General features: G+C 70.2%; 28 protein-coding genes. 17 read left to right on the top strand and 11 right to left on the bottom strand.

Annotated elements, in window-relative coordinates; translation table 11 throughout:
• Nucleotides 1-561 precede the first annotated feature (561 nt).
• Genes ACFV9O_RS23675 through ACFV9O_RS23665 form a run of 3 tightly spaced genes read left to right on the top strand, consistent with a single transcriptional unit; the run spans nucleotide 562 to nucleotide 3,281 of the window.
• Entirely contained in the window at nucleotides 562-1,533 is a 972-nt protein-coding gene (locus ACFV9O_RS23675; protein WP_385420922.1) for an ABC transporter substrate-binding protein, read from the top strand.
• A 48-nt stretch (nucleotides 1,534-1,581) separates the two neighbouring features.
• Entirely contained in the window at nucleotides 1,582-2,523 is a 942-nt protein-coding gene (locus ACFV9O_RS23670) for an amino acid ABC transporter permease (RefSeq protein WP_385420920.1), read from the top strand.
• The gene (locus ACFV9O_RS23665) at nucleotides 2,520-3,281 is read left to right on the top strand and encodes an amino acid ABC transporter ATP-binding protein (protein WP_385420918.1); all 762 of its coding nucleotides are present in this window, start codon (nucleotides 2,520-2,522) and stop codon (nucleotides 3,279-3,281) included. Before ACFV9O_RS23670 ends, ACFV9O_RS23665 begins: the two co-directional genes overlap by 4 nt.
• A gap of 78 nt (nucleotides 3,282-3,359) precedes the next feature.
• Here the strand turns inward: ACFV9O_RS23665 and ACFV9O_RS23660 are convergent, their stop codons facing one another.
• Nucleotides 3,360-4,124: a class I SAM-dependent methyltransferase gene (locus tag ACFV9O_RS23660; protein ID WP_385420916.1), complete on the bottom strand. Its 765-nt coding sequence runs from the start codon at nucleotides 4,122-4,124 to the stop codon at nucleotides 3,360-3,362.
• 91 nt (nucleotides 4,125-4,215) lie between these two features.
• Here ACFV9O_RS23660 and ACFV9O_RS23655 point away from each other — a divergent pair, with 91 nt between their 5' ends.
• Nucleotides 4,216-4,845: a CGNR zinc finger domain-containing protein gene (locus ACFV9O_RS23655; protein WP_385420914.1), complete on the top strand. Its 630-nt coding sequence runs from the start codon at nucleotides 4,216-4,218 to the stop codon at nucleotides 4,843-4,845.
• On the opposite strand, the gene sodX is transcribed toward ACFV9O_RS23655, so the two are convergent.
• Nucleotides 4,749-5,168, bottom strand: coding sequence for a nickel-type superoxide dismutase maturation protease (gene sodX / locus ACFV9O_RS23650; RefSeq protein WP_385420913.1), 420 nt, complete (start codon nucleotides 5,166-5,168; stop codon nucleotides 4,749-4,751). The genes ACFV9O_RS23655 and sodX overlap by 97 nt on opposite strands.
• A 196-nt stretch (nucleotides 5,169-5,364) precedes the next feature.
• On the opposite strand from sodX, the gene sodN reads away from it, so the two are divergent.
• From sodN to ACFV9O_RS23635, 3 genes are all read left to right on the top strand, one after another.
• Entirely contained in the window at nucleotides 5,365-5,760 is a 396-nt protein-coding gene (gene sodN / locus ACFV9O_RS23645) for a superoxide dismutase, Ni (protein ID WP_385420911.1), read from the top strand.
• A gap of 152 nt (nucleotides 5,761-5,912) precedes the next feature.
• Nucleotides 5,913-6,164: a hypothetical protein gene (locus tag ACFV9O_RS23640; RefSeq protein WP_385420909.1), complete on the top strand. Its 252-nt coding sequence runs from the start codon at nucleotides 5,913-5,915 to the stop codon at nucleotides 6,162-6,164.
• The gene (locus ACFV9O_RS23635; protein WP_385420907.1) at nucleotides 6,161-7,216 is read left to right on the top strand and encodes an amidohydrolase family protein; all 1,056 of its coding nucleotides are present in this window, start codon (nucleotides 6,161-6,163) and stop codon (nucleotides 7,214-7,216) included. The genes ACFV9O_RS23640 and ACFV9O_RS23635 overlap by 4 nt, the downstream gene beginning before the upstream one ends.
• Before the next feature lie 85 nt (nucleotides 7,217-7,301).
• On the opposite strand, the gene ACFV9O_RS23630 is transcribed toward ACFV9O_RS23635, so the two are convergent.
• Nucleotides 7,302-7,511 (bottom strand): hypothetical protein, encoded by a 210-nt coding sequence (locus ACFV9O_RS23630; protein WP_385420905.1) that lies wholly within the window; start codon nucleotides 7,509-7,511, stop codon nucleotides 7,302-7,304.
• Between ACFV9O_RS23630 and snpA the strand changes: the two genes are divergently transcribed.
• A complete protein-coding gene (gene snpA, locus ACFV9O_RS23625; protein ID WP_385420903.1) occupies nucleotides 7,510-8,118 on the top strand; it encodes a snapalysin in 609 nt (202 codons plus the stop codon). The two genes, ACFV9O_RS23630 and snpA, sit on opposite strands and share 2 nt — an antisense overlap.
• Nucleotides 8,119-8,306: 188 nt before the next feature.
• Entirely contained in the window at nucleotides 8,307-8,762 is a 456-nt protein-coding gene (locus tag ACFV9O_RS23620; protein ID WP_385420901.1) for a group II truncated hemoglobin, read from the top strand.
• Nucleotides 8,763-8,830: 68 nt separating this feature from the next.
• Here the strand turns inward: ACFV9O_RS23620 and ACFV9O_RS23615 are convergent, their stop codons facing one another.
• On the bottom strand, nucleotides 8,831-9,277 hold the full coding sequence (locus tag ACFV9O_RS23615) for a DUF6304 family protein (protein ID WP_385420900.1): 447 nt from the start codon (nucleotides 9,275-9,277) through the stop codon (nucleotides 8,831-8,833).
• Nucleotides 9,278-9,718: 441 nt separating this feature from the next.
• On the bottom strand, nucleotides 9,719-10,303 hold the full coding sequence (locus tag ACFV9O_RS23610; RefSeq protein WP_385420898.1) for a dihydrofolate reductase family protein: 585 nt from the start codon (nucleotides 10,301-10,303) through the stop codon (nucleotides 9,719-9,721).
• Nucleotides 10,304-10,445: 142 nt separating this feature from the next.
• On the opposite strand from ACFV9O_RS23610, the gene ACFV9O_RS23605 reads away from it, so the two are divergent.
• On the top strand, nucleotides 10,446-11,021 hold the full coding sequence (locus ACFV9O_RS23605) for a TetR/AcrR family transcriptional regulator (protein ID WP_385420896.1): 576 nt from the start codon (nucleotides 10,446-10,448) through the stop codon (nucleotides 11,019-11,021).
• Here the strand turns inward: ACFV9O_RS23605 and ACFV9O_RS23600 are convergent.
• The 3 genes from ACFV9O_RS23600 to ACFV9O_RS23590 all read right to left on the bottom strand — a co-directional run bounded on the left by ACFV9O_RS23600 (nucleotide 10,996) and on the right by ACFV9O_RS23590 (nucleotide 14,331).
• Nucleotides 10,996-11,607 carry a GNAT family N-acetyltransferase gene (locus ACFV9O_RS23600; protein WP_385420894.1) on the bottom strand — a complete coding sequence of 204 codons (612 nt, stop codon included), beginning with the start codon at nucleotides 11,605-11,607 and terminating at the stop codon, nucleotides 10,996-10,998. The two genes, ACFV9O_RS23605 and ACFV9O_RS23600, sit on opposite strands and share 26 nt — an antisense overlap.
• A gap of 163 nt (nucleotides 11,608-11,770) precedes the next feature.
• Nucleotides 11,771-12,814 (bottom strand): family 2 encapsulin nanocompartment cargo protein polyprenyl transferase, encoded by a 1,044-nt coding sequence (locus tag ACFV9O_RS23595; protein ID WP_385420931.1) that lies wholly within the window; start codon nucleotides 12,812-12,814, stop codon nucleotides 11,771-11,773.
• Nucleotides 12,815-12,906: 92 nt separating this feature from the next.
• Nucleotides 12,907-14,331: a family 2B encapsulin nanocompartment shell protein gene (locus tag ACFV9O_RS23590; protein WP_385420892.1), complete on the bottom strand. Its 1,425-nt coding sequence runs from the start codon at nucleotides 14,329-14,331 to the stop codon at nucleotides 12,907-12,909.
• A gap of 310 nt (nucleotides 14,332-14,641) precedes the next feature.
• On the opposite strand from ACFV9O_RS23590, the gene ACFV9O_RS23585 reads away from it, so the two are divergent.
• The gene (locus ACFV9O_RS23585; protein ID WP_385420890.1) at nucleotides 14,642-15,232 is read left to right on the top strand and encodes an N-acetylmuramoyl-L-alanine amidase; all 591 of its coding nucleotides are present in this window, start codon (nucleotides 14,642-14,644) and stop codon (nucleotides 15,230-15,232) included.
• A gap of 57 nt (nucleotides 15,233-15,289) precedes the next feature.
• Nucleotides 15,290-16,198, top strand: coding sequence for a 1-aminocyclopropane-1-carboxylate deaminase/D-cysteine desulfhydrase (locus ACFV9O_RS23580; RefSeq protein ID WP_385420888.1), 909 nt, complete (start codon nucleotides 15,290-15,292; stop codon nucleotides 16,196-16,198).
• Here ACFV9O_RS23580 and ACFV9O_RS23575 read toward each other — a convergent pair.
• Nucleotides 16,174-17,775, bottom strand: a complete 1,602-nt coding sequence (locus ACFV9O_RS23575) for a Na+/H+ antiporter (protein ID WP_385420886.1) — start codon at nucleotides 17,773-17,775, stop codon at nucleotides 16,174-16,176. The two genes, ACFV9O_RS23580 and ACFV9O_RS23575, sit on opposite strands and share 25 nt — an antisense overlap.
• Before the next feature lie 46 nt (nucleotides 17,776-17,821).
• On the opposite strand from ACFV9O_RS23575, the gene ACFV9O_RS23570 reads away from it, so the two are divergent.
• The 3 genes from ACFV9O_RS23570 (at nucleotide 17,822) to ACFV9O_RS23560 (ending at nucleotide 19,694) form a co-directional block, all read left to right on the top strand.
• Nucleotides 17,822-18,082: a UBP-type zinc finger domain-containing protein gene (locus tag ACFV9O_RS23570; RefSeq protein WP_385420885.1), complete on the top strand. Its 261-nt coding sequence runs from the start codon at nucleotides 17,822-17,824 to the stop codon at nucleotides 18,080-18,082.
• 242 nt (nucleotides 18,083-18,324) lie between these two features.
• Nucleotides 18,325-18,738, top strand: coding sequence for an anti-sigma regulatory factor (locus ACFV9O_RS23565; protein ID WP_138053254.1), 414 nt, complete (start codon nucleotides 18,325-18,327; stop codon nucleotides 18,736-18,738).
• Nucleotides 18,735-19,694, top strand: coding sequence for an RNA polymerase sigma factor SigF (locus ACFV9O_RS23560; RefSeq protein WP_385420882.1), 960 nt, complete (start codon nucleotides 18,735-18,737; stop codon nucleotides 19,692-19,694). The genes ACFV9O_RS23565 and ACFV9O_RS23560 overlap by 4 nt, the downstream gene beginning before the upstream one ends.
• 39 nt (nucleotides 19,695-19,733) lie before the next feature.
• Here the strand turns inward: ACFV9O_RS23560 and ACFV9O_RS23555 are convergent, their stop codons facing one another.
• Nucleotides 19,734-20,150 (bottom strand): hypothetical protein, encoded by a 417-nt coding sequence (locus tag ACFV9O_RS23555; RefSeq protein WP_385420881.1) that lies wholly within the window; start codon nucleotides 20,148-20,150, stop codon nucleotides 19,734-19,736.
• Nucleotides 20,151-20,231: 81 nt separating this feature from the next.
• On the opposite strand from ACFV9O_RS23555, the gene ACFV9O_RS23550 reads away from it, so the two are divergent.
• Nucleotides 20,232-21,200, top strand: a complete 969-nt coding sequence (locus ACFV9O_RS23550) for a diacylglycerol/lipid kinase family protein (RefSeq protein WP_385420879.1) — start codon at nucleotides 20,232-20,234, stop codon at nucleotides 21,198-21,200.
• Between the two features lie 315 nt (nucleotides 21,201-21,515).
• Nucleotides 21,516-21,773 carry a WhiB family transcriptional regulator gene (locus ACFV9O_RS23545; protein ID WP_003953983.1) on the top strand — a complete coding sequence of 86 codons (258 nt, stop codon included), beginning with the start codon at nucleotides 21,516-21,518 and terminating at the stop codon, nucleotides 21,771-21,773.
• 184 nt (nucleotides 21,774-21,957) lie between these two features.
• On the opposite strand, the gene ACFV9O_RS23540 is transcribed toward ACFV9O_RS23545, so the two are convergent.
• Nucleotides 21,958-23,424: a histidine kinase N-terminal domain-containing protein gene (locus ACFV9O_RS23540; RefSeq protein ID WP_385420929.1), complete on the bottom strand. Its 1,467-nt coding sequence runs from the start codon at nucleotides 23,422-23,424 to the stop codon at nucleotides 21,958-21,960.
• Nucleotides 23,425-23,669 lie beyond the last annotated feature (245 nt).

The raw sequence follows: 23,669 nt of genomic DNA, 5'->3' as shown, positions 1-23,669 counted from the left end.
TCAGTTGAGGGTGGCCACTCCTGGTTGAGGAGGGGTGGGTGGGCACCGCGTCCGTGCCCTGAGCCCGTCGGTTGGCCCGCCGGTCAGGGGGAGGTACGTACGCGCGGGCGCGCCGCACAACGCGCCCTGGTCCCCGGATGAGGGGTGTAAGGACCCTTCTTACCTGACGGAAGGTACCGCCGACGAGTCGATATCAGCACAGTTGCCGGGCCATGAAGGACCAGTGGATGCGCCGTGACGGGCGGTACAGCGGCTCATGGCCGAATATGGGGACAAGTCCGCACGACACCGCTATGTATACGTTTGCGAAACGAAACCCGTCCGCATGGCGAGATTCACCGGAGATTTTCCGGCTGGATGAAGGCAACTCCGCAGAAGGTCCGGTCGTGATGTACCGACCTGTCGGTGTTCGGGGGTGACCCGTTATCCGATTTTGACATGGCTGGCCCCCTGAATGGGGCGGCCCGAATGGCAAGATGCCGTAATCACACAAGGTCGCGACACCCGATGGTGTGTGCCCGACCTGTTGGCAACTCCCACACTCGCCGGAGGAACCCGATCATGACCGCAAGCACCACCCGCCGCCCGTTCACCGCGAGGACCCGGACGTCCCGGCTTACCGCGGTCGGCGCGATCGCGGTCGCCGGCGCGCTGATGCTGACCGCCTGTGGCGACCAGACCGAGGGCGCGAAGAAGGAGGAGGGCTCCGCCACCTCCGCCGCCCCGCTGGCCGACAAGCTCCCCGCGACGATCCGCGACAAGGGCGTCATCAAGGTCGGTTCGGACATCGCGTACCCGCCGGTCGAGTTCAAGGACGATGCGGGCAAGACGGTCGGTATCGACCCGGACCTCGCGGACGCCCTGGGCAAGCAGCTCGGCGTGAAGTTCGAGTTCGAGAACGGCACCTTCGACACGCTGATCACCGGTCTGCGCTCGAAGCGCTACGACATCGCCATGTCGGCGATGACCGACACCAAGGACCGCCAGAACGGTATCGACTCCGAGACCCAGAAGAAGGTCGGCGAGGGCGTCGACTTCGTCGACTACTTCACCGCCGGTGTCTCGATCTACACCAAGAAGGGCGACGACAAGGGCATCAAGTCCTGGTCCGACCTGTGCGGCAAGAAGCTCGCCGTCCAGCGCGGCACGGTCTCCGAGGACCTCGCCAAGGCCGAGAACACCAAGTGCGAGAAGGCCAAGAAGGGCAAGATCACCATCGAGGCGTTCGACAACGACCTCGAGGCCCAGACCCGTCTGCGGGCCGGCGGCGCCGACGCCGGATCCTCCGACTTCCCGGTCGCCGCGTACGCGGTGAAGACCTCGGGCGGCGGCAAGGACTTCCAGATCGTGGGCGAGCAGGTCGAGGCGGCGCCGTACGGCATCGCCGTGGCCAAGTCCAACACCCAGCTGCGCGACGCGATCCAGGCCGCGCTCGACGCGATCATCAAGAACGGCGAGTACGGGAAGATCATCTCGAAGTGGGGCGTCGACGCGGGCGCGGTGACCGAGGCCAAGATCAACGGTGGCTCCTGATCCCCGGCAGGGACATCGGGAAACCGACTCGGCACTGAAAGGCTCCATGTGACTGTCGACATCGAAAAGACGGGCCCGGAGGACGCACCGCCGCCGCCCGCGGCGGGTCCGGAGGCCATCAAGGCGATTCCGGTCCGGCACTACGGCCGGTACATTTCCGCGGTCGTCGCGATCGCCCTGTTCGGGCTGATCGTCTACGCCTTCTCGCAGGGCAACATCAACTGGGACGCGATCCCGGAGTACTTCTTCGACGACCGCATCATCGACGGCGTCGGCAAGACCCTGCTCCTGACCGTCCTGTCGATGGCCATCGGCATCATCGGCGGCATCGTCCTCGCGGTGATGCGCCTGTCCCACAACCCGGTGACCTCCTCGATCGCCTGGTTCTACATCTGGTTCTTCCGCGGCACCCCCGTCCTGGTCCAGCTGTTCGTCTGGTTCAACCTCGGACTCGTCTTCGAGTACATCAACCTCGGCTTCTACCGGGACGAGTGGTCGGACTTCATGACCCCGTTCCTGACCGCACTGCTCGGCCTGGGCCTCAACGAGGCCGCCTACATGGCCGAGATCTGCCGCGCCGGACTCCTGTCCGTCGACGAAGGCCAGACCGAGGCCTCCCACGCCCTGGGCATGAGCCACGGCAAGACCCTGCTGCGCATCGTCATCCCCCAGGCCATGCGCGTCATCGTGCCCCCCACGGGCAACGAGGTCATCAACATGCTCAAGACGACCTCACTCGTGGCCGCGGTCCAGTTCACCGAACTCTTCCGCCAGGCACAGAACATCGGACAGACCTCCGGCGCACCCGTGGAGATGTACTTCCTCGCCGCCGCCTGGTACCTCGTCCTCACCTCGGTCCTCAGCATCGGCCAGTACTACCTCGAGCGGTACTACGCCCGCGGCTCCAGCCGCAGCCTGCCGCCCACCCCGCTGCAGAAGATCAAGACCAACCTGTTCTCCCTGGGCCGCCCGAAGGGAGGCACCGCATGACCGCCATGGTGAAAGCCGAAGGCGTCCACAAGTCCTTCGGCCACGTCGAGGTCCTCAAGGGCATCGACCTCGAAGTCGCCCCCCGCGAGGTGTTCTGCCTCATCGGCCCCTCCGGCTCCGGCAAGTCCACCTTCCTGCGCTGCATCAACCACCTCGAGCAGATCAACGCAGGCCGGCTCTACGTCGACGGCGAACTCGTCGGCTACCGCCAAAAGGGCGACAAGCTCTACGAACTCAAGGACAGCGAGGTCGCCCTCAAACGCCGCGACATCGGCATGGTCTTCCAGCGCTTCAACCTGTTCCCCCACATGACCGCCATGGAAAACGTCATGGAGGCTCCTGTCCAGGTCAAGGGCGAGACCAAGGCCGTCGCACGCGAACGCGCCGCCCGCCTGCTCGACCGCGTCGGCCTGGGCGACAAGGCCGGCAACTACCCCTCCCAGCTCTCCGGCGGCCAGCAGCAGCGCGTCGCCATCGCCCGCGCCCTGGCGATGGAACCCAAGCTGATGCTCTTCGACGAGCCCACCTCCGCCCTCGACCCCGAACTCGTCGGCGACGTCCTCGACGTCATGCGCGGCCTCGCCGAGGACGGCATGACCATGGTCGTCGTCACCCACGAAATGGGCTTCGCCCGCGAGGTCGGCGACTCCCTCGTCTTCATGGACGGAGGCGTCGTCGTCGAATCCGGCAACCCCCGCGACGTCCTCACCAACCCCCAGCACGACCGCACCAAGGCCTTCCTCTCCAAGGTGCTGTAAGCGGAGACCGTAAAAGGGCGGGTACGGGCGCGATGCGCTCCGTACCCGCCCTTTCGCGTGCCAGGGGGTGTCCGGCGGCTACTTGAGTGCGAGGACGAGGGAGTCGGACGGGGAGGCCCAGACGGCGCGGGCCTCGGCGAAGCCGGCCGCGCGGAGGGTCGCGGCGTGCCAGTCGAGGGGCGGGGTGTCGCCGTCCGCGTGCTCGCCGTAGATCTCGAAGCGGCGGGCGGTGGGGGCGGCGAGGACCGGGTCCTTGGCGGCCAGGGCCCACCAGTCGGCCCAGTCGAGGGCTCCGGCGGCCTTGGCGCGGTCCATCGCGGCGTGGCGGTGGGAGCGCTCGGCGGCGTTGATCCGGGGGGTGGTGTCGTCCCTCATGTGGTCGGCGTTCATGAAGACGCCGCCGTCCCTCACGAGCCCGGCGATCTGCCCGTAGAGGGTGGCGAGCGGTCCGGCGTGGAGCCAGTGCAGGGCGGTGGCGGTGAGGACGGCGTCGTACGAGTCGTACGGGAGCGCCGCGGTCCATTCGGGGTCGGTGAGGTCGGCGGTGACGAAGGTGACGCGGTCGTCACCCGCGAAGCAGCCCTCGGCGATGGTCAGCAGGGCGGGGTCGAGATCCACCCCGACACCGACCGCCTTCGGGAACCGCTTGAGCAGCCGGTCCGTGATACTTCCCGTACCGCACGCGAGGTCCAGGACCCTCGGCTCGGGGCCGGCTACGGCCTCGACCATGTCGAGCATCACCCGGAAGCGCTCCTCGCGATCGGGCATGTACCACTCCTGCTGACGGTCCCAGCTCTCCTGCCACGCCTGCCAGTCGGTCCCGGTGGGGGCCGTCTCCGTCATGGGTTTTCCTCCACTACGTAATACCCTCGAAGTCAGAGCATCTGTTACCTCGCCCACCGCCGACACTAGACCTCATCCGTAAGGACTACAAGTGGAACTGGCCTATTACTCGGACTACGCTGTGCGCCTCGTCAACACCGAGGAGCCGGCTCGCAACAAGGACACGCTGACCTCGGTCGAGGCGGTCCGCGAGCTCTTCGGCCCGTCCTCCCAGGCCGCCCGCCGTGCCACGGACGCGGACGTGACCCGCTTCCGTTCGGTACGGGCCAGGCTCCGCGCGGTCTTCACGGCGGCCGACTCCGGCGACCAGACCCAGGCCGTCGACCTGCTCAACTCGCTGCTCCTGGAGTACCCGGTCAGCCCGCAGATCTCCGGCCACGACTACCTCGACGACGAGGGCCGGCCGCGCTGGCACATGCACCTCGCCGACCATCCGTCCAACGCGACCGCGGGATACACGGCGATCGCCGCGATGGGCCTCGCCTTCCATCTCACCGAGTTCGGCGTCGACCGGCTCGGCCTCTGCCAGGCGGCCCCCTGCCGCAACGCCTACCTCGACACCTCGACGAACCGCTCGCGCCGCTACTGCTCGGACCGCTGCGCGACGCGTGCGAACGTCGCCGCCTACCGGGCGCGCAAGCGCCTGGAGACCGAGCGGTCGGACAGCACGGGCCGCAGTGCGGAGACCGCCCAGGCCACCACGGAGCGCACGGACGTCTGACCCTCGCCGCGCGGCCGGTACCGGGCCCGTACGCGCCCCAGAAGCAGCTCGTCGGGCACGGTGCCGAACACCCGGCTGTCGCCCTCCGCGTACGAGTTGTCCCCGAGCACCCACCAGCCGCCCTCGCGCCGCTCGACGAGCCGCTTCACGATCAGCAGGTCCTGCTGCAGCGGATGCCGCATCACGGCCACGTCCCCGGGCCCGACCCCGGCCCCGTAGTGCACGAGCAGCCGGTCCCCGTGCGCCAGCGTGGGGTACATGGAGGGCCCCGTCACCTCCGCGATCCCGAAGGGCGCCCTCGGCTCCCGCCCCAGCTCCGTCATCGTCCACCTCCAGGTCCCGGCCGGTGCCGGCCGGTCCTCCCGGCCCGCTCCCGGTCCCCGTCCCACGGTACGTTCCGCCAGCGGTCCCATATGCGCCCTGGACTTTTGGCCTAAGCCCTAGGGGCCACTCGCGAAAACCCGTCACTCACGGAGTAATGTCCCACCTGAGAAGACGATCACGAGGAAGGACAGCTCAATGCTCTCCCGCCTGTTTGCCCCCAAGGTGAAGGTCAGCGCCCACTGCGACCTCCCCTGCGGCGTCTACGACCCGGCCCAGGCCCGCATCGAGGCCGAGTCCGTCAAGGCCGTCCAGGAGAAGATGGCCGCCAACGACGACCCGCACTTCCAGGCCCGCGCCACGGTCATCAAGGAGCAGCGCGCGGAGCTCGCCAAGCACCACGTGTCGGTGCTGTGGAGCGACTACTTCAAGCCCCCGCACTTCGAGAAGTACCCGCAGCTGCACGAGCTGGTCAACGAGACGCTGAAGGCGCTGTCGGCCGCGAAGGCGTCGAAGGACCCGAAGACGGGCGAGAAGGCGCTGGAACTCATCGCCGAGATCGACCGCATCTTCTGGGAGACGAAGAAGGCCTGACCGCCACTGCGTCGTCGGCACCTCGGCCCGCCTCCGGCGCCGGTCGGGGCGCGTGTTGAAGGGGCTCCCCCGGTTCGCCGGGTGGGCCCCTTCAGTCGCTGGAGCGCGTGCACCATGATGGGCCCTCTCATCGCATGACGTCCGGGGGGACCATGCGCGCCGCATACCCCGTAGGTGTCGTCGCCGCCGTGCTGCTCGCCGCCGGCACCGCCTGCGACGCCACCGAGGCAGACGTCGCAGCGTGCAAGGCCGCCATGGCCGAGGCGTTCGAGGACGTCCCCGCCACGGGAGACGCCCCCAAGCTGGGCCCGGCCCCCGCCGCCTGCGACAGAGTTGACGACGAGACACTCCGGCGCCTGTGGAAGGAACTCACCGCGGAGTACGGGAAGGGCGGCGGCACGTGAGCGTGTTGCGCGTGCGGGGCGTCGTCCTGCCCGAGCGCGAGGAGCGTACGTTCTGGCTCGACGGGGACCGGCTGCGCACCGGCCCGGCGCCGGGTGGGGACGCCGAACTCGTCGTGGACGGGGGCTTTCCGCTGCCCGGTCTCGTCGACGTGCACACGCACCCCGGCACGGAGTCCGTCGAATCGCCCTTCGACGCGTCGGTGCTGCGCAAGCATCTGCTGGAGCACCGGGAGGCCGGCGTGCTGCTGGTGCGGACGCCCGGAACGGTGGCGCGGATGCCCGCGTGGGTGGACGGGGACGCGGAGTTGCCGCGGGTGCGGTCGGCCGGGCGGTGGCTGGCGACACCCGGGCGGTTCTTCCCCGGGGCCGGGCGTGACATCGCCGAGGACGAACTCCCGGCCGCGGCGGTCGAGGAGGCCTCGGCCTCGTCCGGCTGGTGCAAGGTCATCGGCGACTGGCGGTGGGACGAGCCCGCCGTGCCGCTCGATCTGCTGACCGAGGCCGTGGCGGCGGTGCACGCCGCCGGTGGCAGGGTCGCCGTGCACTGCCAGAGCGCCGAGGGCGCGCGCAATGCCGTGCTGGCCGGGGCCGACAGCCTGGAGTACGGGATGCATCTCGACCCGGGGCTGCTCGACCGGATGGCCGCGCAGGGCACGGCTCTTGTGCCCACGCTCGCGGCCTTCGGTGCGAACGCGGACGCGTGGTACGCGCGCGAGCGCAGCGCCCGCCGGGGCGACTGGATCACCGGCTGGGAGGGCATGCTCGCGAACGTCTGCTCAGCGTACGAGGCCGGCGTCACCGTCCTCGCCGGGACGGACAGCTTCCCGTGCGGGACGGTCGCCGCGGAGGCGGCGTGGCTGGCCCGCGCCGGCATGCCCGCCGATGCGGCGCTCGGCGCGGCGTCCTGGACCGCTCGCGACTGGCTCGGCCTGCCCGGGCTGACGGAGGGCGCGCCCGCAGATCTCGTCGCGTACGACACGGATCCGGCCCTTGACCCCGGGGCCCTGGCGCATCCGGCGAGGATCATCCTCCGTGGCCGCGTGGCGCACTGACGTCGCGTCGGTTCACGGCAGGGCGGGCCGTCGGCCTGCGGGCGACCGCAGTGAGGCGGGTGAGCGCGGGTGACCGCGTGCCGTGTCATACCACCGGGGCGTGCACCAGCGGACTTTTGTTGCGCACCAGCCACTGGCGGTACGGGGCGGCGCGGAGGGCTGCCTCACGGTAGGCCGCGGCCAGGTCGGCGTAGATGAGGCCATAGGTCTCGGCGGCGCCGCCACCCCGGCGCCCCGCCGTCGGCCTCGCGGCCGCGCTGACGGCCGCCGTCCCTGCCACCGCAAGCCCGGCCATGGCGAGCGCCGGCGTCCCCACCGCCTCTGCCGCCAGGGCCACTTCGACCACGTCGACGACTTCGGCCGCATCGGCCGCTGCTTACGCCGGCCCGGCGGAGGACGTCCGGGCGACCGAGGCGTTCTTCGACGCCGCCCTGAAGTCGGTCGCCGAGAAGCGTGCCAAGAACCCCGGCGCCCAGGCGGTCACCGTCGTCTGCAGCGCGAGCAACGCCCCCAGCTTCCGCTCCCGGATAGCGGGCAGCACGCAGATCTGGAACAGCTCGGTCTCCAACGTGCGGCTGCAGGAGGGCAGCAGCCCCGCTTTCCGGTACTACGAGGGCAACGATCCGCGCGGCTCGTACGCCGGCACCGACGGGCACGGTCGCGGCTACATATTCCTCGACCACCAGCAGAACCAGCAGTACAACTCCACCTGCGTCACCGCCCACGAGACGGGCCATGTGCTCGGGCTGCCCGACCACTGCTCCGGCCCGTGCAGCGAGCTGATGTCGGGCGGCGGCCCCGGCCCGTCCTGCCAGAACGCCTACCCGGACCCGACCGAGCGTGCCCGCGTCGACCAGCTCTGTGCGAACGGCCTCGCCGCCGCCCTCGCGAAGGTCTCCTAGGACACACGAGCCGGCCCGGCAACCACCGGCTCCCACCCCCTCGGCGCCCCGCGCCCAGATGCGTACCTGGGCGCGGGGCGTTTTTCGCGCACAGCGCAGGTGCGGCGATACGGCCGTGGAACGGAGCCGGCTCGTGTTGAATCCAGGAGGCAGAGCACCGCACCGCCCGTGCCCCTGGAGGTTCCTGCATGGCCGAGCGTCCCGAGACCCTGTACGAGGCCGTGGGCGGCGCCGACGCCCTGCGACGGCTGTCCGCGACCTTCTACGAAGCCGTCCTCGCCGATCCGCTCCTCGCACCCGTCTTCGCGCACTTCACCCCCACCCATGTGGGCCATGTCGCCGTCTGGCTCGCCGAGGTCTTCGAAGGCCCCGCCCGCTTCACCGAGGAGCTCGGCGGCCACCAGGCGCTCCTCCGTGCCCATCTCGGCCTCTCCATCACCGAGGAGCAGCGGCAGCGCTGGATGGAGCTGATGGGCGCCGCGGTGGACAAGGAGCTCCCGGACGACGCGCTGCTGCGCAGGCGCGTCATGGAGTACTTCGACTGGGGCACCACGATCGCGCGCGAGGTCTCGGCCGGTCCCGTGGACGAGACCCTCGGCGACCCCGGCCCGACGCCCCGCTGGCGCTGGGACGGCCACTCCTGAGCCCGGGAACCCAGGAGGGCGGTGGCGAGGAGTCCTCCTCGGCACCGCCCTCGTCGAACGTGCACAGGTCAGGCGCTCTCCAGCACCCTCCGTCCGAAGTCGGCACCCTCCGGCAGCTGCCGTCGGATGCGCCCGAGCGCCTCGTCGAAACCGCCCCCGGCGATCCCCGACTCGTACGCCGCCCCGCCGAAATGCAGGGTCAGATTCAGATCCACGCGCTCGGGGCGTCCGTCCGCCCCGCGTTCGCCGAGTGCCAGCAGACAACTGAGCGTGGCCTGCTCCACCGACCCGTCCAGGGCGACAGGCAGCGGCAGGTCCCATTCCAGTACGCAGCCGGACAGGGCTTCACCCGACTCCGCCGCGCCCAGGGCGGCGAAACTCGGGCCCTCGTACTCCATTCCCCTGATGCGGGTCCGCACTTCACGCCCGCCCATGGCGACCGTGATCGCGATTGCTTCCGCACCCCGGCGGTCCCGGTACCAGCCGGTCCAGACTTCCGTCGACTCCGATGACATGGCGCGGACTGTAGCGGTATGACTGGCTCCGCTGTACAGCCGGTCACCCATTCGAATGCCTCGAACGCCCGAACGGCCCTACCGGCCTGCCGTGGAAGCCCGCTAAGGGGCCGAACCGGCGGTCGAGCCCGTGGACGGCTCCCCGTCCCCGCCGTCGGCGCGCCGCCTGGGCGCGGCGCCTTCCCCGCCTTCCTTGAGGTCAGCGGCTTCCGCGCCCTCGACGTGCTCGGTGCCGCGCTCGCAGTCGGGGTTGTGACAAGGTCCGGGAATCCACTCGGGGACGAACGCCCCAAGGATCTTGCGCCGTTTGATGACGGTACCGACAGGCTGTCCGCAGGCCGGACAAACGTACTGGCCTGGCGGGCGGCGGACGGTCCGACGTCCTTCGCTGCCCATGCGTCAAGGATAGGTCGGCATGCTCACGGCGGACAGCGCTCGCGGTTACCTCTTCCTGCTGTACTTCCGCACGAGCACGCCGTTGTCGAACGCACGCACCGTGTCCAGCGCGAATGCGGTGACGGAGAAGCCGGCGCCGAACATCGGCATCCCGGAGCCGTACACCTCCGGATAAGTCTTGATCACGAGCTCGTCGATCTCGCCGAGCAGGGCTCCGGCGATGCGCGAGCCACCGCAGAGCCAGATGTCGAGCCCGCCCTCCTCCGCCCTGAGCTCGCGGATCCTGGCGACCGGGTCTTCGGACACGATCTCCACGTTCGGGTCGGGGGACTTCTCGATCGTGCTCGACGCCACGTACTCGCGCATGTGTCCGTACGGGCTGGTCATCCCGGCGTCCAGGCCCAGCTGGTAGCTGGCGCGGCCCTGGATCACCGTGTCGAAGTGCTTGTTCTCCGCGTCCTGAAGGTTCAGCAGCCGCCGGCCCTCGGCCGAGACGGTCTCCGGATACTCCGTCTTCAGGAACTCCAGGAACTCCTCGTCCAGGTAGGTGAACATCGACGAGGCATCGCCACTCGGGTCACCGATGAAGCCGTCGATCGAACAGGCGATGAAGTAGGTGAGCTTGCGCAAACCGGTCCTCTGTTTCTCTCGGGGTCAGTCGCCGTGGTCCGCCTCGACTCGATTCGTCGAACCACTCCATGTATAGTGCTCCACGTGTAGTGGTTGCGCAAGAGCCTTTTATGAAAGGCATGTTGAGGAGGCAGGCACAGGCATGGCCAGGAACCCGGAGCGCAGGATCGCCCTGGTGGATGCCGCCATCGAGGTGCTCGCCCGCGAAGGGGCCCGAGGCCTCACGTTTCGCGCCGTCGACAGCCAGGCCGGCGTGCCCGCGGGGACGGCGTCCAACTACTTCGCCAACCGCGACGACCTGTTCACCCAGGCGGGCGCCCGGATCCATGTCCGGATGACCCCGGATCCGGTCCAGGTCGACGCGGCGATGCGCCCGGCGCCCACCCGCGAGCTGTACGTCGAGCTGATGCGCTGGCTGGTACGGCGCATGGCCGCCGAGCGCACCGGCTATCTCGCGATGCTGGAGCTCCGCCTGGAGGCCACGCGCCGACCGGCGCTCCAGGCGGAGCTCAACCGCGCCGTCCGCGGCGTGCTGGAGGAGAACCGGCGGTCCCATCTCGCGTCCGGGCTGCCGGGCGACGCGGACACCTTCCTCGCGCTCTATCTCGCGATGACGGGCCTCATGCTGGAGCACTTCACGCTGCCCGATGTGCTCGCCGACCGGGAGCTGGACGCGCTGGTGGAGACCGTCGTCACGCGGATCGTTCCCGAGCGGTGACCGGCTCGCGCCACATCGGCCACATGTGCGGGCCGTCCGGCAGGTCGACCGTGCGGCCCGTGAAGCCGAAACCGAGCCGCTCGTACAGCCTGCTGCTGCGGGCGCTGCTGGCCTCCAGATAGGCGGGCACGCCGTCGCGGTCGCAGCGCTCCAGCACGGGTGTGATCAGCGCGGAGCCGAGGCCCTGGCCCTGCCATTCCGGGGAGACCGCGATGAGCAGCAGGTACTCGTGCGCCCGGTCGTGCGGATGGACCGCCCCGGTCAGCCGGCCGATGAGTTCGGCGCGCTCGTTGCCCGGGTCGGTGATCTCCCGCATCCGGGCCGGAGTGTCGTCCTCCTCCTCGGGGGCACCGGCGGGCACATGGAGCCAGAGCGCCGCGGCCGTGCCGTCCTCGGTCATGTCGACCCGGCCCTCGGCGAGCGTGATGTCGAGAAAGACGCCCATGAAGGTGCCGTGCACCTTGCGCCGATGGTCCTCGTCGGGGAAGACCCAGCTGCTCACCGGGTCGCCCATGAACGCCTCGTCGAGCAGCCGCACCACCGTTTCGCGATCGCTCTCCCCCGCCTGCCGTATCCGTACGCCCATGCCCGGACCCCTCTCCGAGATCGCCAACTGGTCCTGGTGATCCTAGAGTTGGGGTCCGGGCCGCCGTAGCACGGGGATGCGGTTCCGCGGGGCGCGAGGCCGGGCGGGCAGGGCGCACATGTGGCTGTGCGCCGTGCGGCCGCCGCAGGGTGCTGCCGCGCCCTCAGCGCGTCCGGCGCGTGACGAACTCCGCCAGGGACAGCAGGTCCCCGGCCGCCGCCAGATCCGGCACCGCGCGGGACAGCTGCTGGACCGCCCGCGCCATCCGGTCCGCCGCCTGGAGCTGGGCCCAGTCCCGGCCGCCCGCGCGGTCGACGGCCTCGGTCGCGCGACGGACGGTGCCGTTGTCCATCGGTCGTGCGTAGAGCTCGGCCAGCTCCGCCCCCGCCTTGGTGCCCGAACTGAGCGCCGCGACGACAGGGAGCGACTTCTTGTGCGCGGCCAGGTCGGCGCCTGCCGGTTTGCCCGTACGCTCCGGGTCGCCCCAGATGCCGATCAGGTCGTCGATGAGCTGGAACGCCAGTCCGGCCTCCCGTCCGAAGGCGTCCATCGCGGCGATCTCGTCCTCGCCCGCGCCCGCGTAGAGCGCGCCGAGGGCGCAGGCGCAGCCCAGCAGTGCCCCGGTCTTCGCCGTCGCCATGGCGAGGCATTCGTCGAGCGAGACCTCGTGGGGGCCGCGCTGTTCGAAGGCGCAGTCCGCCTGCTGACCGGCGCAGAGCTCGATGACACAGGCCGCGAGCCGGGCGGAGGCGGCGGCCGACGCCGGATGGCGGTCCTCGGCGATCAGCCGCAGGGCGAGTGCGAGCATGGCATCGCCCGTGATGATGGCGTCCGGGGTGCCGAACACCGTCCAGGCGGTGGGCCGGTGCCTTCGCGTCGGATCCTCGTCGATCACATCGTCGTGCAGCAGCGTGAAGTTGTGCGCGAGCTCGACCGCGGCCGCGGCGCGCTCGGCATGCCGCGGGTCCCCGCCGAGCGCCCGGGTGGCGGCGAGCACCAGGGCCGGCCGGATCGCCTTGCCCGCCGACCCGGCGGCCGGGGTGCCGTCGGCGTGCTCCCAGCCGAAGTGGTACATCGCGACACGGCGTATGGAACCGGGCAGCGACTCGACGGTGTGGCGCAGCCGGGGATTGACAGCGGTACGGGTGCGTTCCAGGAGCGCCGCTGCCTCGTGGCCATTGGTGGCGGCGGCGTCCGTGCTGGTCATGCTCACGGTCACGTCCTCTGGTGAAGGGGGTGGGGCAGGGGCGGCGGCGGGCCGCCCCTGCCGGATCGGAGCCGGCTGAACGGCGCCGGGCGTCAGCGCCAGCGGCTCACCTCCACGTTCTCCAGCACCCCGAGCGCGTCGGGCACGAGGATCGCCGCCGAGTAGTAGGCCGTGACCAGATAGGAGATGATCGCCTGTTCGTCGATGCCCATGAAGCGGACCGACAGGCTGGGCTCGATCTCGTCGGGGATGCCGCTCTGCTGCAGCCCGATGACGCCCTGATCGTCCTCGCCCGTACGCATGCACAGGATGGACGTGGTCCTGGCGTCCGAGATCGGGATCTTGTTGCAGGGGAAGATCGGCACTCCGCGCCAGGTGGGGATGCGGTGCCCGCCGATGTCCACGCTCTCCGGGACGAGGCCCCGCTTGTTGCACTCGCGCCCGAACGCGGCGATGGCACGCGGGTGGGCGAGGAAGAGCTTGGAGCCACGCCGCCGGGACAGCAGCTCGTCCATGTCGTCCGGGCTGGGCACTCCGTCGTGCGGCTGCAGCCGCTGCCCGTAGTCGCAGTTGGCCAGGAGTCCGAACTCCCGGTTGTTGATGAGCTCGTCCTCCTGGCGCTCACGCAGCGCCTCGACCGTCAGCCGCAACTGCTGCTCGGTCTGGTTCATCGGCTGGTTGTAGAGGTCCGCCACCCGGCTGTGGACCTTCAGCACGGTCTGGGCGACGCTCAGTTCGTACTCACGCGGAGCCGCTTCGTAGTCCACGTACGTGTGCGGAACGACCGCTTCGCCGACATGGCCCGCGGAGAGGTCGATGGCGGCCTCGCCGTATTTGTTGGTCCGCTGATGGGGGATCGAGAGCAGCGACAGGAGATGGGCACCGAGCGACTCCGCCCGCTCGGCGAGGTTCAGCACGTCCGGCCGGGTCAGCTCCAGCACGACGCACGCCGTGGCCGCGCGGGCCGTCGCGTCCCACACGGCGTCGCCGTCGATGAGCGACCTCTCTCCGAAGTAGGCACCGTCGGCGAGGACTCCGAGCACCGCCTCGTCGCCGTACGGACCCGTGCCGATCTGCTCCACGCGGCCGTGCGCGAGCAGGAAGACCCGGTCCGCCGCCTCGCCCTCGGCGGCCAGCACATCGCCGGGTGCGAACTCCCGCTGCCGGCACCGCTGCGCCAGCTCGGCGAGCACCGCCTCGTCGGCGAACCCCCGCAGGGGCGGTAGCTCCCCGAGCTCTGCCGGGATCACCTGGACCTGGCCCGCGGTCTGGACGAAGGTGACGCGACCGTCGCCCACCGAGTAGCTGAGCCGCCGGTTCACCCGGTACGTACCACCCTGTACCTGGACCCACGGCAGCATCCGCAGCAGCCACCTGGAGGTGATCTCCTGCATCTGCGGCGCCGACTTGGTGGTGGTCGCCAAGTTCCGCGCGGCGGCCGTGCCGAGACTCTGCTGCGGCGATGCCTGGTCCTGTCCGCCCTCGCGCACCTCGTCACCAACCGAACCAACCGACATGGGACTCCCTCGCAATCATGGGTTGACCTGCACAGAAAGAGCCTTCCAGCACGGAGAGTCGGCACGCCATTACACAAATGAGTGGGACTAGCCGGGCATTGGCGGGGCATGTCACACGCTCTCCACCCGTCCGGCCCTGCTGTCCGGATCGGCTCGTACGCCGTGCGAGTCGCGCTGCGTGTCACCGGTGGTGGGGTACTAGGTCGTTGCACGGTCCGAGTGACACGTTCCGCTCATCACCGCTCGCTCCCCCACGGCACGACACAGCAGCGCGCAACAGAACAGGCGCACAAAAGAAAAGGAGGCGGTCATGGCCCCACCCATGTCCGCGAGCAGCTTCCTCGACGCCCTGCGCGACGAGGGGCTCACGGTCGTCCAGGTCGGCGACTGGCGTACCCACAACCGCAATCACAAGGGCCCCTGGGGGCCGGTGCACGGGGTGATGATCCATCACACCGTCACCAAGGGCACCGCGAACACCGTCCGCATCTGCCGTGACGGCTATGCCTCCCTCCCCGGGCCGCTCTGCCACGGGGTCATCGCCAAGGACGGCAAGGTCCATCTGGTCGGCTACGGCCGCGCGAACCACGCGGGACTCGGCGACGACGAGGTCCTGCGCGCCGTCATCGCCGAGCGGGGGCTGCCGCCGGACAACGAGGCGAACACCGACGGAAACCGGCACTTCTACGGATTCGAGTGCGAGAACCTCGGGGACGGCGAGGACCCATGGCCCGCGGTCCAGCTGGAGGCCATCGAGAAGGCCGCGGCGGCGATCTGCCGCCGCCACGGCTGGACGGCCCGCTCGGTGATCGGCCATCTGGAATGGCAGCCGGGAAAGGTCGACCCACGCGGCTTCACCTTGAAGTCCATGCGCGCCCGCATCGAGGAACGGCTCAAGTGAGGACCCCGTACGGCCGCCGGGGAGCGCCCCTCATGACGCGCGCGTGACAATGGCCGGGTGAACGCGTTCGACCTCAGTGCCCTGTACCCCCGGCTCCCCTCGCCCTTGGAGCCGGTCGAGGACGAGCGCTTCACCCGGCACGGCGTCCGGCTGCTGCTCAAGCGCGACGATCTGATCCACCCGGATCTCCCCGGCAACAAATGGCGCAAGCTCGTCCCGAATCTGCCGGCCGCCGCCGGCCGTCCGGTCCTGACGTTCGGCGGGGCGTACTCCAACCATCTGCGCGCCACCGCCGCCGCAGGCCGGCTGCTCGGCTTCCCCACGATCGGGGTCGTGCGGGGCGACGAACTGGCCGGCCTCCCGCTCAACCCCTCGCTCGCCCGGTGCGCCGCGGACGGTATGCGCCTGCACTTCGTGGACCGGGCGACGTACCGCCGCAAGACCGACCCGGAGGTGCTGGCCGCCCTGCTGGGCGAGTACGGCGACTGCTGGGTCGTCCCGGAGGGAGGCAGCAACGCGCTTGCCGCGCGCGGCTGTACGGACCTCGGGCGCGAGCTGCGCGGCATGGCCGACGTGGCCGCCGTGGCGTGCGGGACGGGCGGAACGCTCGCCGGACTGGCCGCCGGGCTCGCACCGGGGCAGCAGGCGCTCGGCATCCCGGTGCTCAAAGGGAGCTTCCTCGACGACGGGATACGCGCCCTGCAGAAGGACGCCTTCGGTGGCCCCGCGGGCCACTGGACGCTGGACGAGCGCTTCCACTTCGGCGGTTACGCCCGGACCACCCCGGCGCTCGACGCCTTCGCCGAGGACTTCGAGGAGCGGCACGGACTGCCCGTCGAACGTCTCTATGTCGCCAAAATGCTGTACGGGCTTGTCGCTCTCACCGACGAGGGCGCCTTCGCGCCCGGAACGGCCGTCGCGGCCGTGATCACGGGCAGCCCTCAGCTCTCCGAGCCCTCCCGGTAGGCGGCCGCCTCTTCCAGGTCCAGCCGGCGCTGCAGCGTACGCATCATCTCGTCATCGATCCGCCGCTCGTCGCGCAGCCGCACGAAGACCTCCCGCTCGGCCTCGATGACCTCGCGCGAGAGCCGCCGGTAGGTGTCGTCCGCGGACTCCCCGGTGAGGGGATTGCCCGTACCCAATCGCTCCCAGACGGCGTTCCTGCGCCTCTGCATCACCGTGCGCAGCCGGTCGGCCAGGGGTCCCGGCAGGGCGTTGCGCTCGTCCGCGAGCAGCGCTTCCAGGCGCTCGTCCGCCGCTCTGGACGCCTCGCTCTGGGCCTGCGCCTCGGCCAGGGTGATCGCCTGCTCGTCGCGCTGGGGCAGCTTCAGCGCCCGGATCAGCATCGGCAGGGTCAGCCCCTGCACGACGAGCGTCCCGATCACGGTGGTGAAGGTCAGGAACAGCACCAGGCTGCGGGCCGGGAAGGGCTCCCCTGCCTCCACGGTGAGCGGGATGGAGAAGGCGATCGCCAGCGAGACGACACCGCGCATTCCGGCCCAGCCCACGATCACGGGGGTCTTCCAGGTCACGCCCGGCTCGCGCTCCCTGATCCGGCGCGACAGCAGGCGCGGCAGGAAAGCGGAGGGGAAGACCCAGACGAAGCGCACGACGACGACGGCGATGAAGACCCCGAGGGCGTACAGGGCGGACTCCCGCACCCCGTAGGCGCCGAGCCCCTGGACGACGTACGGCAGCTGCAGCCCGATGAGCGCGAAGACCGACGACTCCAGGATGAAGGCGACCACCTTCCAGACGGCCGCCTCCTGGAGCCGGGTCGCGAAGTCGACCTGCCAGGAGCGGTGGCCGAGGAACAGGGCGACGACCACGACGGCCAGGACTCCGGAGGCGTGGACGCGCTCGGCTGCCGCATAGGCGACGAAGGGGATGAGGAGGGACAGGGTGTTCTGCAGCAGGGCTTCCTTCAGGTGCGTGCGCAGCCAGTGGATCGGCACCATCAGGACGAGCCCGACGCCCACGCCGCCGGCGGCCGCCAGGACGAACTCCCCGATCCCACCCGCCCAGCTCACGCCCTCACCCACGGCCGCGGCCAGCGCCACCCGGTAGGCGGTGATCGCGGTTGCGTCGTTCACCAGGGACTCGCCCTGGAGGATCGTGGTGATGCGGTGCGGCAGGCGGAGGCGGCGGGCGATGGCGGTGGCCGCCACGGCGTCCGGCGGGGCCACGACGGCGCCGAGCACGAGGGCGGCCGTCAGCGGGAGGCCGGGCACCAGCAGATAGGCGAGCCAGCCGACGGCGAGGGTCGCGAAGAGCACGTAGCCGACGGAGAGCAGCGCGACGGGCCGGATGTTGGCCCGCAGGTCGAGGTAGGAGCTGTCGAGGGCGGCCGTGTGCAGCAGCGGGGGCAGGATCAGCGGCAGCACGACCTGCGGGTCGAGGCCGTAGCCGCGCACTCCCGGCAGGTACGAGGCGAGCAGCCCCGCGGCCACGAGCAACAGCGGCGCGGGGACCGGCGTCCTGCGGGCCGCCCCGGCGATCGCCGTGCTCGCCGCGATCAGCGCCACCAGTGGCAGTACATCCATCTCTCATCGACCTCACGTGCGTCAGCCGCGTCGTAACCTGGCAATCATGAGCGAGTGCCCGCATGTTCTCGACCTGCCGCACCCCGAGCCCACGCCGCTGAGTGATACTTGTCCCGAATGTCTGGCGCACGGGACTCATCCGGTGCAACTCCGGATCTGCCTGACCTGCGGGCACGTGGGTTGCTGCGACTCCTCGCCGGGCCGGCACGCCTTCCACCACTCCGAAGAGGAGGGGCATCCGGTGATGCGGACCTTGGAACCTGGAGAGAGCTGGCGGTGGTGCTTCGCAGACGGTTCGATCGTCTGACGTCTGGGTACGTCAACCCTCCGCCGGTTCTTCTCAATTGGGGTCCGCACACCTCTAGCCACTGTGCGTGCCCATGGGCTTACCATGAGTGACAGCGTCGGGTAGGGGTCCCGGCGACACGGCATCATGGATCGCGATAGCGTCGCCAGTCCAGGTACTGGCTGCGCACCGATGCGTAGCACTCGGCTCCGGGATCTTCCTCCTGGGGCCTCGATCGACCTTGTGCCACCTTGGAGGTGAGGGTGTCCCAGATCGCAGGCGAGCCCGGGACTCAGGACTTCGTGGAAGTCCGGCTGCCCGCTGCGGGTGCCTACCTGTCCGTGCTGCGTACGGCCACGGCCGGACTCGCGGCGCGCTTGGACTTCACCCTCGACGAGATCGAGGACCTGCGCATCGCGGTCGACGAGGCCTGCGCGATCCTGCTGCAGCAGGCCGTCCCGGGATCCGTCCTCAGCTGCGTCTTCCGGCTCGTCGACGATTCGCTGGAGGTCACGGTCTCGGCCCCGACGACCGACGGGCGCGCGCCGGAGCGCGACACCTTCGCCTGGACGGTGCTCTCGGCACTGGCCGGCAAGGTCGACTCCTCCGTCGCCGAGGACCGGACGGTCTCCATCAGCCTGTACAAACAGCGCGGCGCGGGACCCGGGCCGGCGTGAGGGACGGGGACGGTCCGGTGCGGGACGAGGAGCGCGGGCGTGCGGCTCCGGCGGAGCCGGTGTACGCACCGGCGGGCATCCCGGAGCAGCAGGCCAGGCCGCATCCGGCGGTGGATGAACGTGATGGCCTTTCGGCCTCGGCGGAGCAGGCGCAGGCAGAGCGGGCGGCCCATATGAGCGAGCAGCACGAGCACCACGATGCGAGTGACCGGAGCGAGGCGCGGTCGATGTTCATCGAGCTGCGCAAACTCCCGGAGGGGTCGCCCGAGCGCGCCGAGCTGCGCAATCAGCTGGTACGGATGCATCTGCCGCTGGTCGAACACCTGGCGCGGCGGTTCCGGAACCGCGGGGAGCCGCTGGACGACCTCACGCAGGTCGCCACGATCGGCCTGATCAAGTCGGTGGACCGTTTCGACCCGGAGCGCGGTGTCGAGTTCTCGACGTATGCGACGCCCACGGTGGTCGGCGAGATCAAGCGCCACTTCCGCGACAAGGGCTGGGCGGTGCGGGTGCCGCGGCGGCTCCAGGAGCTGCGGCTCTCGCTGACCACGGCGACCGCTGAGCTCTCCCAGCAGCACGGCCGCTCGCCGACGGTGCACGAGCTGGCGGAGCGTCTCGGGATCTCCGAGGAGGAGGTCCTGGAGGGCCTCGAGTCGGCGAACGCGTATTCGACGCTCTCGCTGGACGTCCCGGACACGGACGACGAGTCCCCTGCGGTCGCGGACACGCTGGGCGCGGAGGACGAGGCGCTGGAGGGCGTCGAGTACCGGGAGTCGCTGAAGCCGCTGCTGGAGGACCTCCCGCCGCGGGAGAAGCGGATCCTGCTGCTGCGCTTCTTCGGGAACATGACCCAGTCGCAGATCGCGCAGGAAGTCGGCATCTCGCAGATGCACGTGTCGCGTCTGCTGGCCCGGACGCTGGCGCAGCTCCGCGAGAAACTGCTGGTGGAGGAGTAGGGGCGGTGCCGCCCCCGGGCCCGTAGCCCCCGCCGGGGACTACTCGCGTCCGCGGATGCCCAGCGCCTGGGTCGTCGACGGGTTGACCAGGAGGACGAGGCCGGTCACCGCCACCACCGCGAGGGCGATCCCGGCCGGGATCAGGAGGGTGCCCTCGGAGCGGAGCAGGGTCCAGGCGACCGGGAGGGCCATGAGCTGGGTGATGATCGCCGGGCCGCGGCTCCAGCTGCGGCGCAGGAGCAGGCCCCGGGCCGCCAGCAGCGGGATGACGCCGAGCGCGATGAGCGTGACGCCGCCCGTTTCCGCCTGGGAGGTGCTCTCCGGGGCGCCCGTGAGACCGGTCACCAGCATGTAGATGCCGCCGGCGATCAGGGCGAGGGCCTCGAGCCCGCAAAGGGCCGCCGCGGCGGTCAGGCGGGCGGGACGCGGCTCGGGGGTCTGCTCAGTGCTGCTCACCTCAGCAGGGTAGCCCCGGCCTGGGTCCGCACTCCGGCCCGGGGCTGGGCCCGGTACCCCCTGGTAGGTACGCTGGCGACCATGCGCGCACTCCTCGTGGTCAACCCGGCAGCAACCACCACCAGTGCACGCACCCGGGAAGTTCTGATCCACGCCCTCGCCAGCGAGATGAAGCTGGAGGCCGTGACGACCGAGTACCGCGGCCATGCCCGGGACCTCGCCCGGCGCGCGGCCGACTCCGAGGACATAGACATGGTCGTCGCCCTCGGCGGCGACGGCACCGTCAACGAGGTCGTGAACGGCCTGCTCCACTCGGGGCCGGATCCCGACGCCCTCCCCCGCCTCGCGGTCGTCCCCGGCGGCTCCACGAATGTGTTCGCCCGCGCGCTCGGCCTCCCGAACGACGCAGTGGAAGCGACCGGCGCGATCCTGGACGCGCTGAGCCACGAAACCGAACGGACGGTCGGCCTGGGACTGGCGTCCGGCACGCCCGGCACGGAGGACGAGGCGGTCCCGCCCCGCTGGTTCACCTTCTGCGCCGGCTTCGGTTTCGACGCCGGCGTCGTCGGCCGGGTCGAACAGCAGCGGGAGCGCGGCAGGAGATCGACGCACGCCCTCTACGTACGCCAGGCAGCCCGTCAGTTCCTCGAGGACCCGAACCGCCGGCGCGGCGCGATCACCCTGGAGCGCCCCGGCGCGGAGCCGGTGAAGGATCTTGTGCTGTCGATAGTCTGCAACACCTCCCCCTGGACCTACCTGGGGAATCGTCCGGTGTACGCGTCCCCCGACGCCTCCTTCGACACCGCCCTCGACGTCTTCGCCCTGAGCCGGCTCTCGGCCCCCGCGCTGGCCCGTTACGCGACCCAGCTGCTGACCTCGACCCCCGAGCGCGGCCCGCACGGCAAGCACGCCGTCTCTCTTCATGACCTGACGGACTTCACCTTGCATTCCAAGGCCCCGATGCCGTTCCAGATGGACGGTGACCACCTCGGCCTGCGAACGAGCGTGACGTTCACAGGCGTACGCCGTGCACTGCGTGTGATTGTGTGAGCGGAAGGGGCAAAAGTCCTTCCACTCGAACGTTTAGGCGCGGGTCCACCCCATGGAAGTACGGCTGTGACCTAGTCGACACCGAGGAATCAAAAAAAACTTTCCGCAAGGGGTTGTATCCGCAGCCGAGGTTTGCGAATCTCTACATGGCGATCGGGACGGCCCGCAGAACCGGCATCCCTGAGAGCCAGAACCCCTCCTCAAACTCGGACCGCACCAGTTCGTCTGGGCGTTGGCCCTTCCCTTGCGGGGGGATTCGTGAAAGCGTTCACATTCACAAGCAACCTGCACGTAATACCAAGAGAGGTAGCAGCCATGGACTGGCGTCACAACGCCGTTTGCCGCGAGGAAGACCCCGAGCTGTTCTTCCCCATCGGCAACACCGGTCCTGCGCTGCTGCAGATCGAGGAAGCCAAGGCCGTCTGCCGCCGCTGCCCCGTCATGGAGCAGTGTCTGCAGTGGGCGCTCGAGTCCGGCCAGGACTCCGGCGTCTGGGGTGGCCTCAGCGAGGACGAGCGCCGCGCGATGAAGCGCCGCGCCGCTCGCAACCGGGCGCGCAACGCCAGCGCCTGACGCCACCTGTTACGAGCCTGAGCCCGGCGGCGCGTACGGCGAGTACGCACTCACCGCCCCCGAGCCGCAGCGCGCAGCAGTAACTCACAGCGTTCGAGCCCCGGACCGTGTCCATACGGTCCGGGGCTCGCTGCTGTTCGGCGTCTTCGCGCTGCGGCGTCCCCATTCGTACGCAGCTACGCCGCTACTTCTGGCTCTGTACGGGGATGTCGAGCACGACGCGCGTACCACGCTCGAGGCCCGGCACCATGTCGAAGGTGCCGCCCAACTCCCCCTCGACCAGCGTCCTGACGATCTGAAGGCCCAGGTTGCCGGCCCGCTGCGGATCGAAGCCCTCGGGCAGACCGCGGCCGTCGTCCTGGATCGTGATCAGCAGGCGCTCGTGGCCACGCGGGCCACCTCGCACCGCCGAGACCTCGACCGTGCCGTGCTCCCCCGGGGCGAAGGCGTGCTCCAGGGCGTTCTGCAGGATCTCGGTCAGGACCATCGAGAGCGGGGTCGCGACCTCGGCGTCGAGGATTCCGCAACGGCCGGTACGGCGGCACTCGACCTTCCCCGGGGAGATCTCCGCGACCATCGCGATGACCCGGTCGGCGATCTCGTCGAACTCGACGCGCTCGTCCAGGTTCTGAGAGAGCGTCTCGTGGACGATCGCGATGGAGCCGACGCGGCGGACTGCCTCGTTGAGCGCCTCCCGGCCGCGTACCGAGTCCATCCGCCGGGCCTGCAGCCGCAGGAGCGCGGCGACCGTCTGGAGGTTGTTCTTCACCCGGTGGTGGATCTCCCGGATGGTGGCGTCCTTGGTGATCAACTCGCGCTCGCGCCGCCGGAGTTCGGTGACGTCGCGGAGCAGGATGAGGGAGCCGATGCGGGTGCCCTTGGGCTTCAGCGGGATGGCGCGCAGCTGGATCACACCGCCGTTGCCCTCGACCTCGGCCTCGCGGGGCGCGTATCCGCTGGCGAGCTTGACCAGGGCCTCGTCGACCGGGCCGCGCGACGGGGCGAGTTCGGCGGTGATCTGGCCGAGGTGCTGTCCGACGAGGTCGGCGGCGAGGCCGAGACGGTGGTACGCGGAGAGGGCGTTCGGGGACGCGTACTGGACCATCCCGTCGGCGTCGAGGCGGATCAGTCCGTCACCGGCGCGCGGGGAGGCGTCCATGTCGACCTGCTGGCCGGGGAAGGGGAAGGTGCCGGCGGCGATCATCTGCGCGAGGTCCGAGGCGGACTGGAGGTACGTGAGCTCCAGCCGGCTCGGGGTGCGGACGGTGAGCAGGTTGGTGTTGCGGGCGATGACGCCGAGGACCCGGCCCTCGCGGCGCACGGGGATGGACTCGACCCGTACCGGCACCTCCTCGCGCCACTCCGGGTCGCCCTCGCGCACGATCCTGCCCTCGTCGAGCGCGGCGTCGAGCAGCGGGCGGCGGCCGCGGGGAACCAAATGGCCGACCATGTCGTCCTGATAGGAGGTGGGGCCGGTGTTCGGCCGCATCTGGGCGACGGAGACGTAGCGCGTGCCGTCGAGGGTGGGGACCCAGAGGACGAGGTCGGCGAAGGAGAGGTCGGAGAGCAGCTGCCACTCCGAGACCAGCAGGTGGAGCCACTCGAGGTCGGACTCACTCAGAGCGGTGTGCTGGCGTACGAGGTCGTTCATGGAGGGCACGCTGCGAGCGTACCTTCGCTATGAACCTGACGGGACGGGGCTCCGTGGTGGAGGATGGGCCCGGAATCAGTCCGAACGTATGGATGGACAGACGAGAATGGTCTAGTCCACAATGATTTTAATGGATTTCCGCCCTCCCCGCACAGGAGGGTGGACCGAGGTACCCGGCGCTCTCTGCCCTGACTGCGCCGCTGCCTCCAAACGGCCGCGTGGGACCGCACACCCGCCGGCCGAGC

It is taken from the genome of Streptomyces sp. NPDC059909 (assembly GCF_042730885.1).
GTDB lineage: Bacteria > Actinomycetota > Actinomycetes > Streptomycetales > Streptomycetaceae > Streptomyces.
The sequence above is the reverse complement of the archived record's forward strand: the minus strand, read 5'-3'. Positions and strand labels throughout refer to the sequence as shown.

Excerpts from the sequence above, each read along its gene's own strand:
- ACFV9O_RS23675 (WP_385420922.1), top strand. The coding sequence starts at position 562 with ATGACCGCAAGCACCACCCGCCGCCCGTTCACCGCGAGGACCCGGACG.
- ACFV9O_RS23665 (WP_385420918.1), top strand. The coding sequence starts at position 2,520 with ATGACCGCCATGGTGAAAGCCGAAGGCGTCCACAAGTCCTTCGGCCAC.
- ACFV9O_RS23660 (WP_385420916.1), bottom strand. The coding sequence starts at position 4,124 with ATGACGGAGACGGCCCCCACCGGGACCGACTGGCAGGCGTGGCAGGAG.
- sodX (WP_385420913.1), bottom strand. The coding sequence starts at position 5,168 with ATGACGGAGCTGGGGCGGGAGCCGAGGGCGCCCTTCGGGATCGCGGAG.
- sodN (WP_385420911.1), top strand. The coding sequence starts at position 5,365 with ATGCTCTCCCGCCTGTTTGCCCCCAAGGTGAAGGTCAGCGCCCACTGC.
- ACFV9O_RS23640 (WP_385420909.1), top strand. The coding sequence starts at position 5,913 with ATGCGCGCCGCATACCCCGTAGGTGTCGTCGCCGCCGTGCTGCTCGCC.
- snpA (WP_385420903.1), top strand. The coding sequence starts at position 7,510 with ATGGCGAGCGCCGGCGTCCCCACCGCCTCTGCCGCCAGGGCCACTTCG.
- ACFV9O_RS23630 (WP_385420905.1), bottom strand. The coding sequence starts at position 7,511 with ATGGCCGGGCTTGCGGTGGCAGGGACGGCGGCCGTCAGCGCGGCCGCG.
- ACFV9O_RS23620 (WP_385420901.1), top strand. The coding sequence starts at position 8,307 with ATGGCCGAGCGTCCCGAGACCCTGTACGAGGCCGTGGGCGGCGCCGAC.
- ACFV9O_RS23615 (WP_385420900.1), bottom strand. The coding sequence starts at position 9,277 with ATGTCATCGGAGTCGACGGAAGTCTGGACCGGCTGGTACCGGGACCGC.
- ACFV9O_RS23605 (WP_385420896.1), top strand. The coding sequence starts at position 10,446 with ATGGCCAGGAACCCGGAGCGCAGGATCGCCCTGGTGGATGCCGCCATC.
- ACFV9O_RS23600 (WP_385420894.1), bottom strand. The coding sequence starts at position 11,607 with ATGGGCGTACGGATACGGCAGGCGGGGGAGAGCGATCGCGAAACGGTG.
- ACFV9O_RS23595 (WP_385420931.1), bottom strand. The coding sequence starts at position 12,814 with ATGACCAGCACGGACGCCGCCGCCACCAATGGCCACGAGGCAGCGGCG.
- ACFV9O_RS23590 (WP_385420892.1), bottom strand. The coding sequence starts at position 14,331 with ATGTCGGTTGGTTCGGTTGGTGACGAGGTGCGCGAGGGCGGACAGGAC.
- ACFV9O_RS23585 (WP_385420890.1), top strand. The coding sequence starts at position 14,642 with ATGGCCCCACCCATGTCCGCGAGCAGCTTCCTCGACGCCCTGCGCGAC.
- ACFV9O_RS23575 (WP_385420886.1), bottom strand. The coding sequence starts at position 17,775 with ATGGATGTACTGCCACTGGTGGCGCTGATCGCGGCGAGCACGGCGATC.
- ACFV9O_RS23570 (WP_385420885.1), top strand. The coding sequence starts at position 17,822 with ATGAGCGAGTGCCCGCATGTTCTCGACCTGCCGCACCCCGAGCCCACG.
- ACFV9O_RS23550 (WP_385420879.1), top strand. The coding sequence starts at position 20,232 with ATGCGCGCACTCCTCGTGGTCAACCCGGCAGCAACCACCACCAGTGCA.
- ACFV9O_RS23545 (WP_003953983.1), top strand. The coding sequence starts at position 21,516 with ATGGACTGGCGTCACAACGCCGTTTGCCGCGAGGAAGACCCCGAGCTG.
- ACFV9O_RS23540 (WP_385420929.1), bottom strand. The coding sequence starts at position 23,424 with ATGAACGACCTCGTACGCCAGCACACCGCTCTGAGTGAGTCCGACCTC.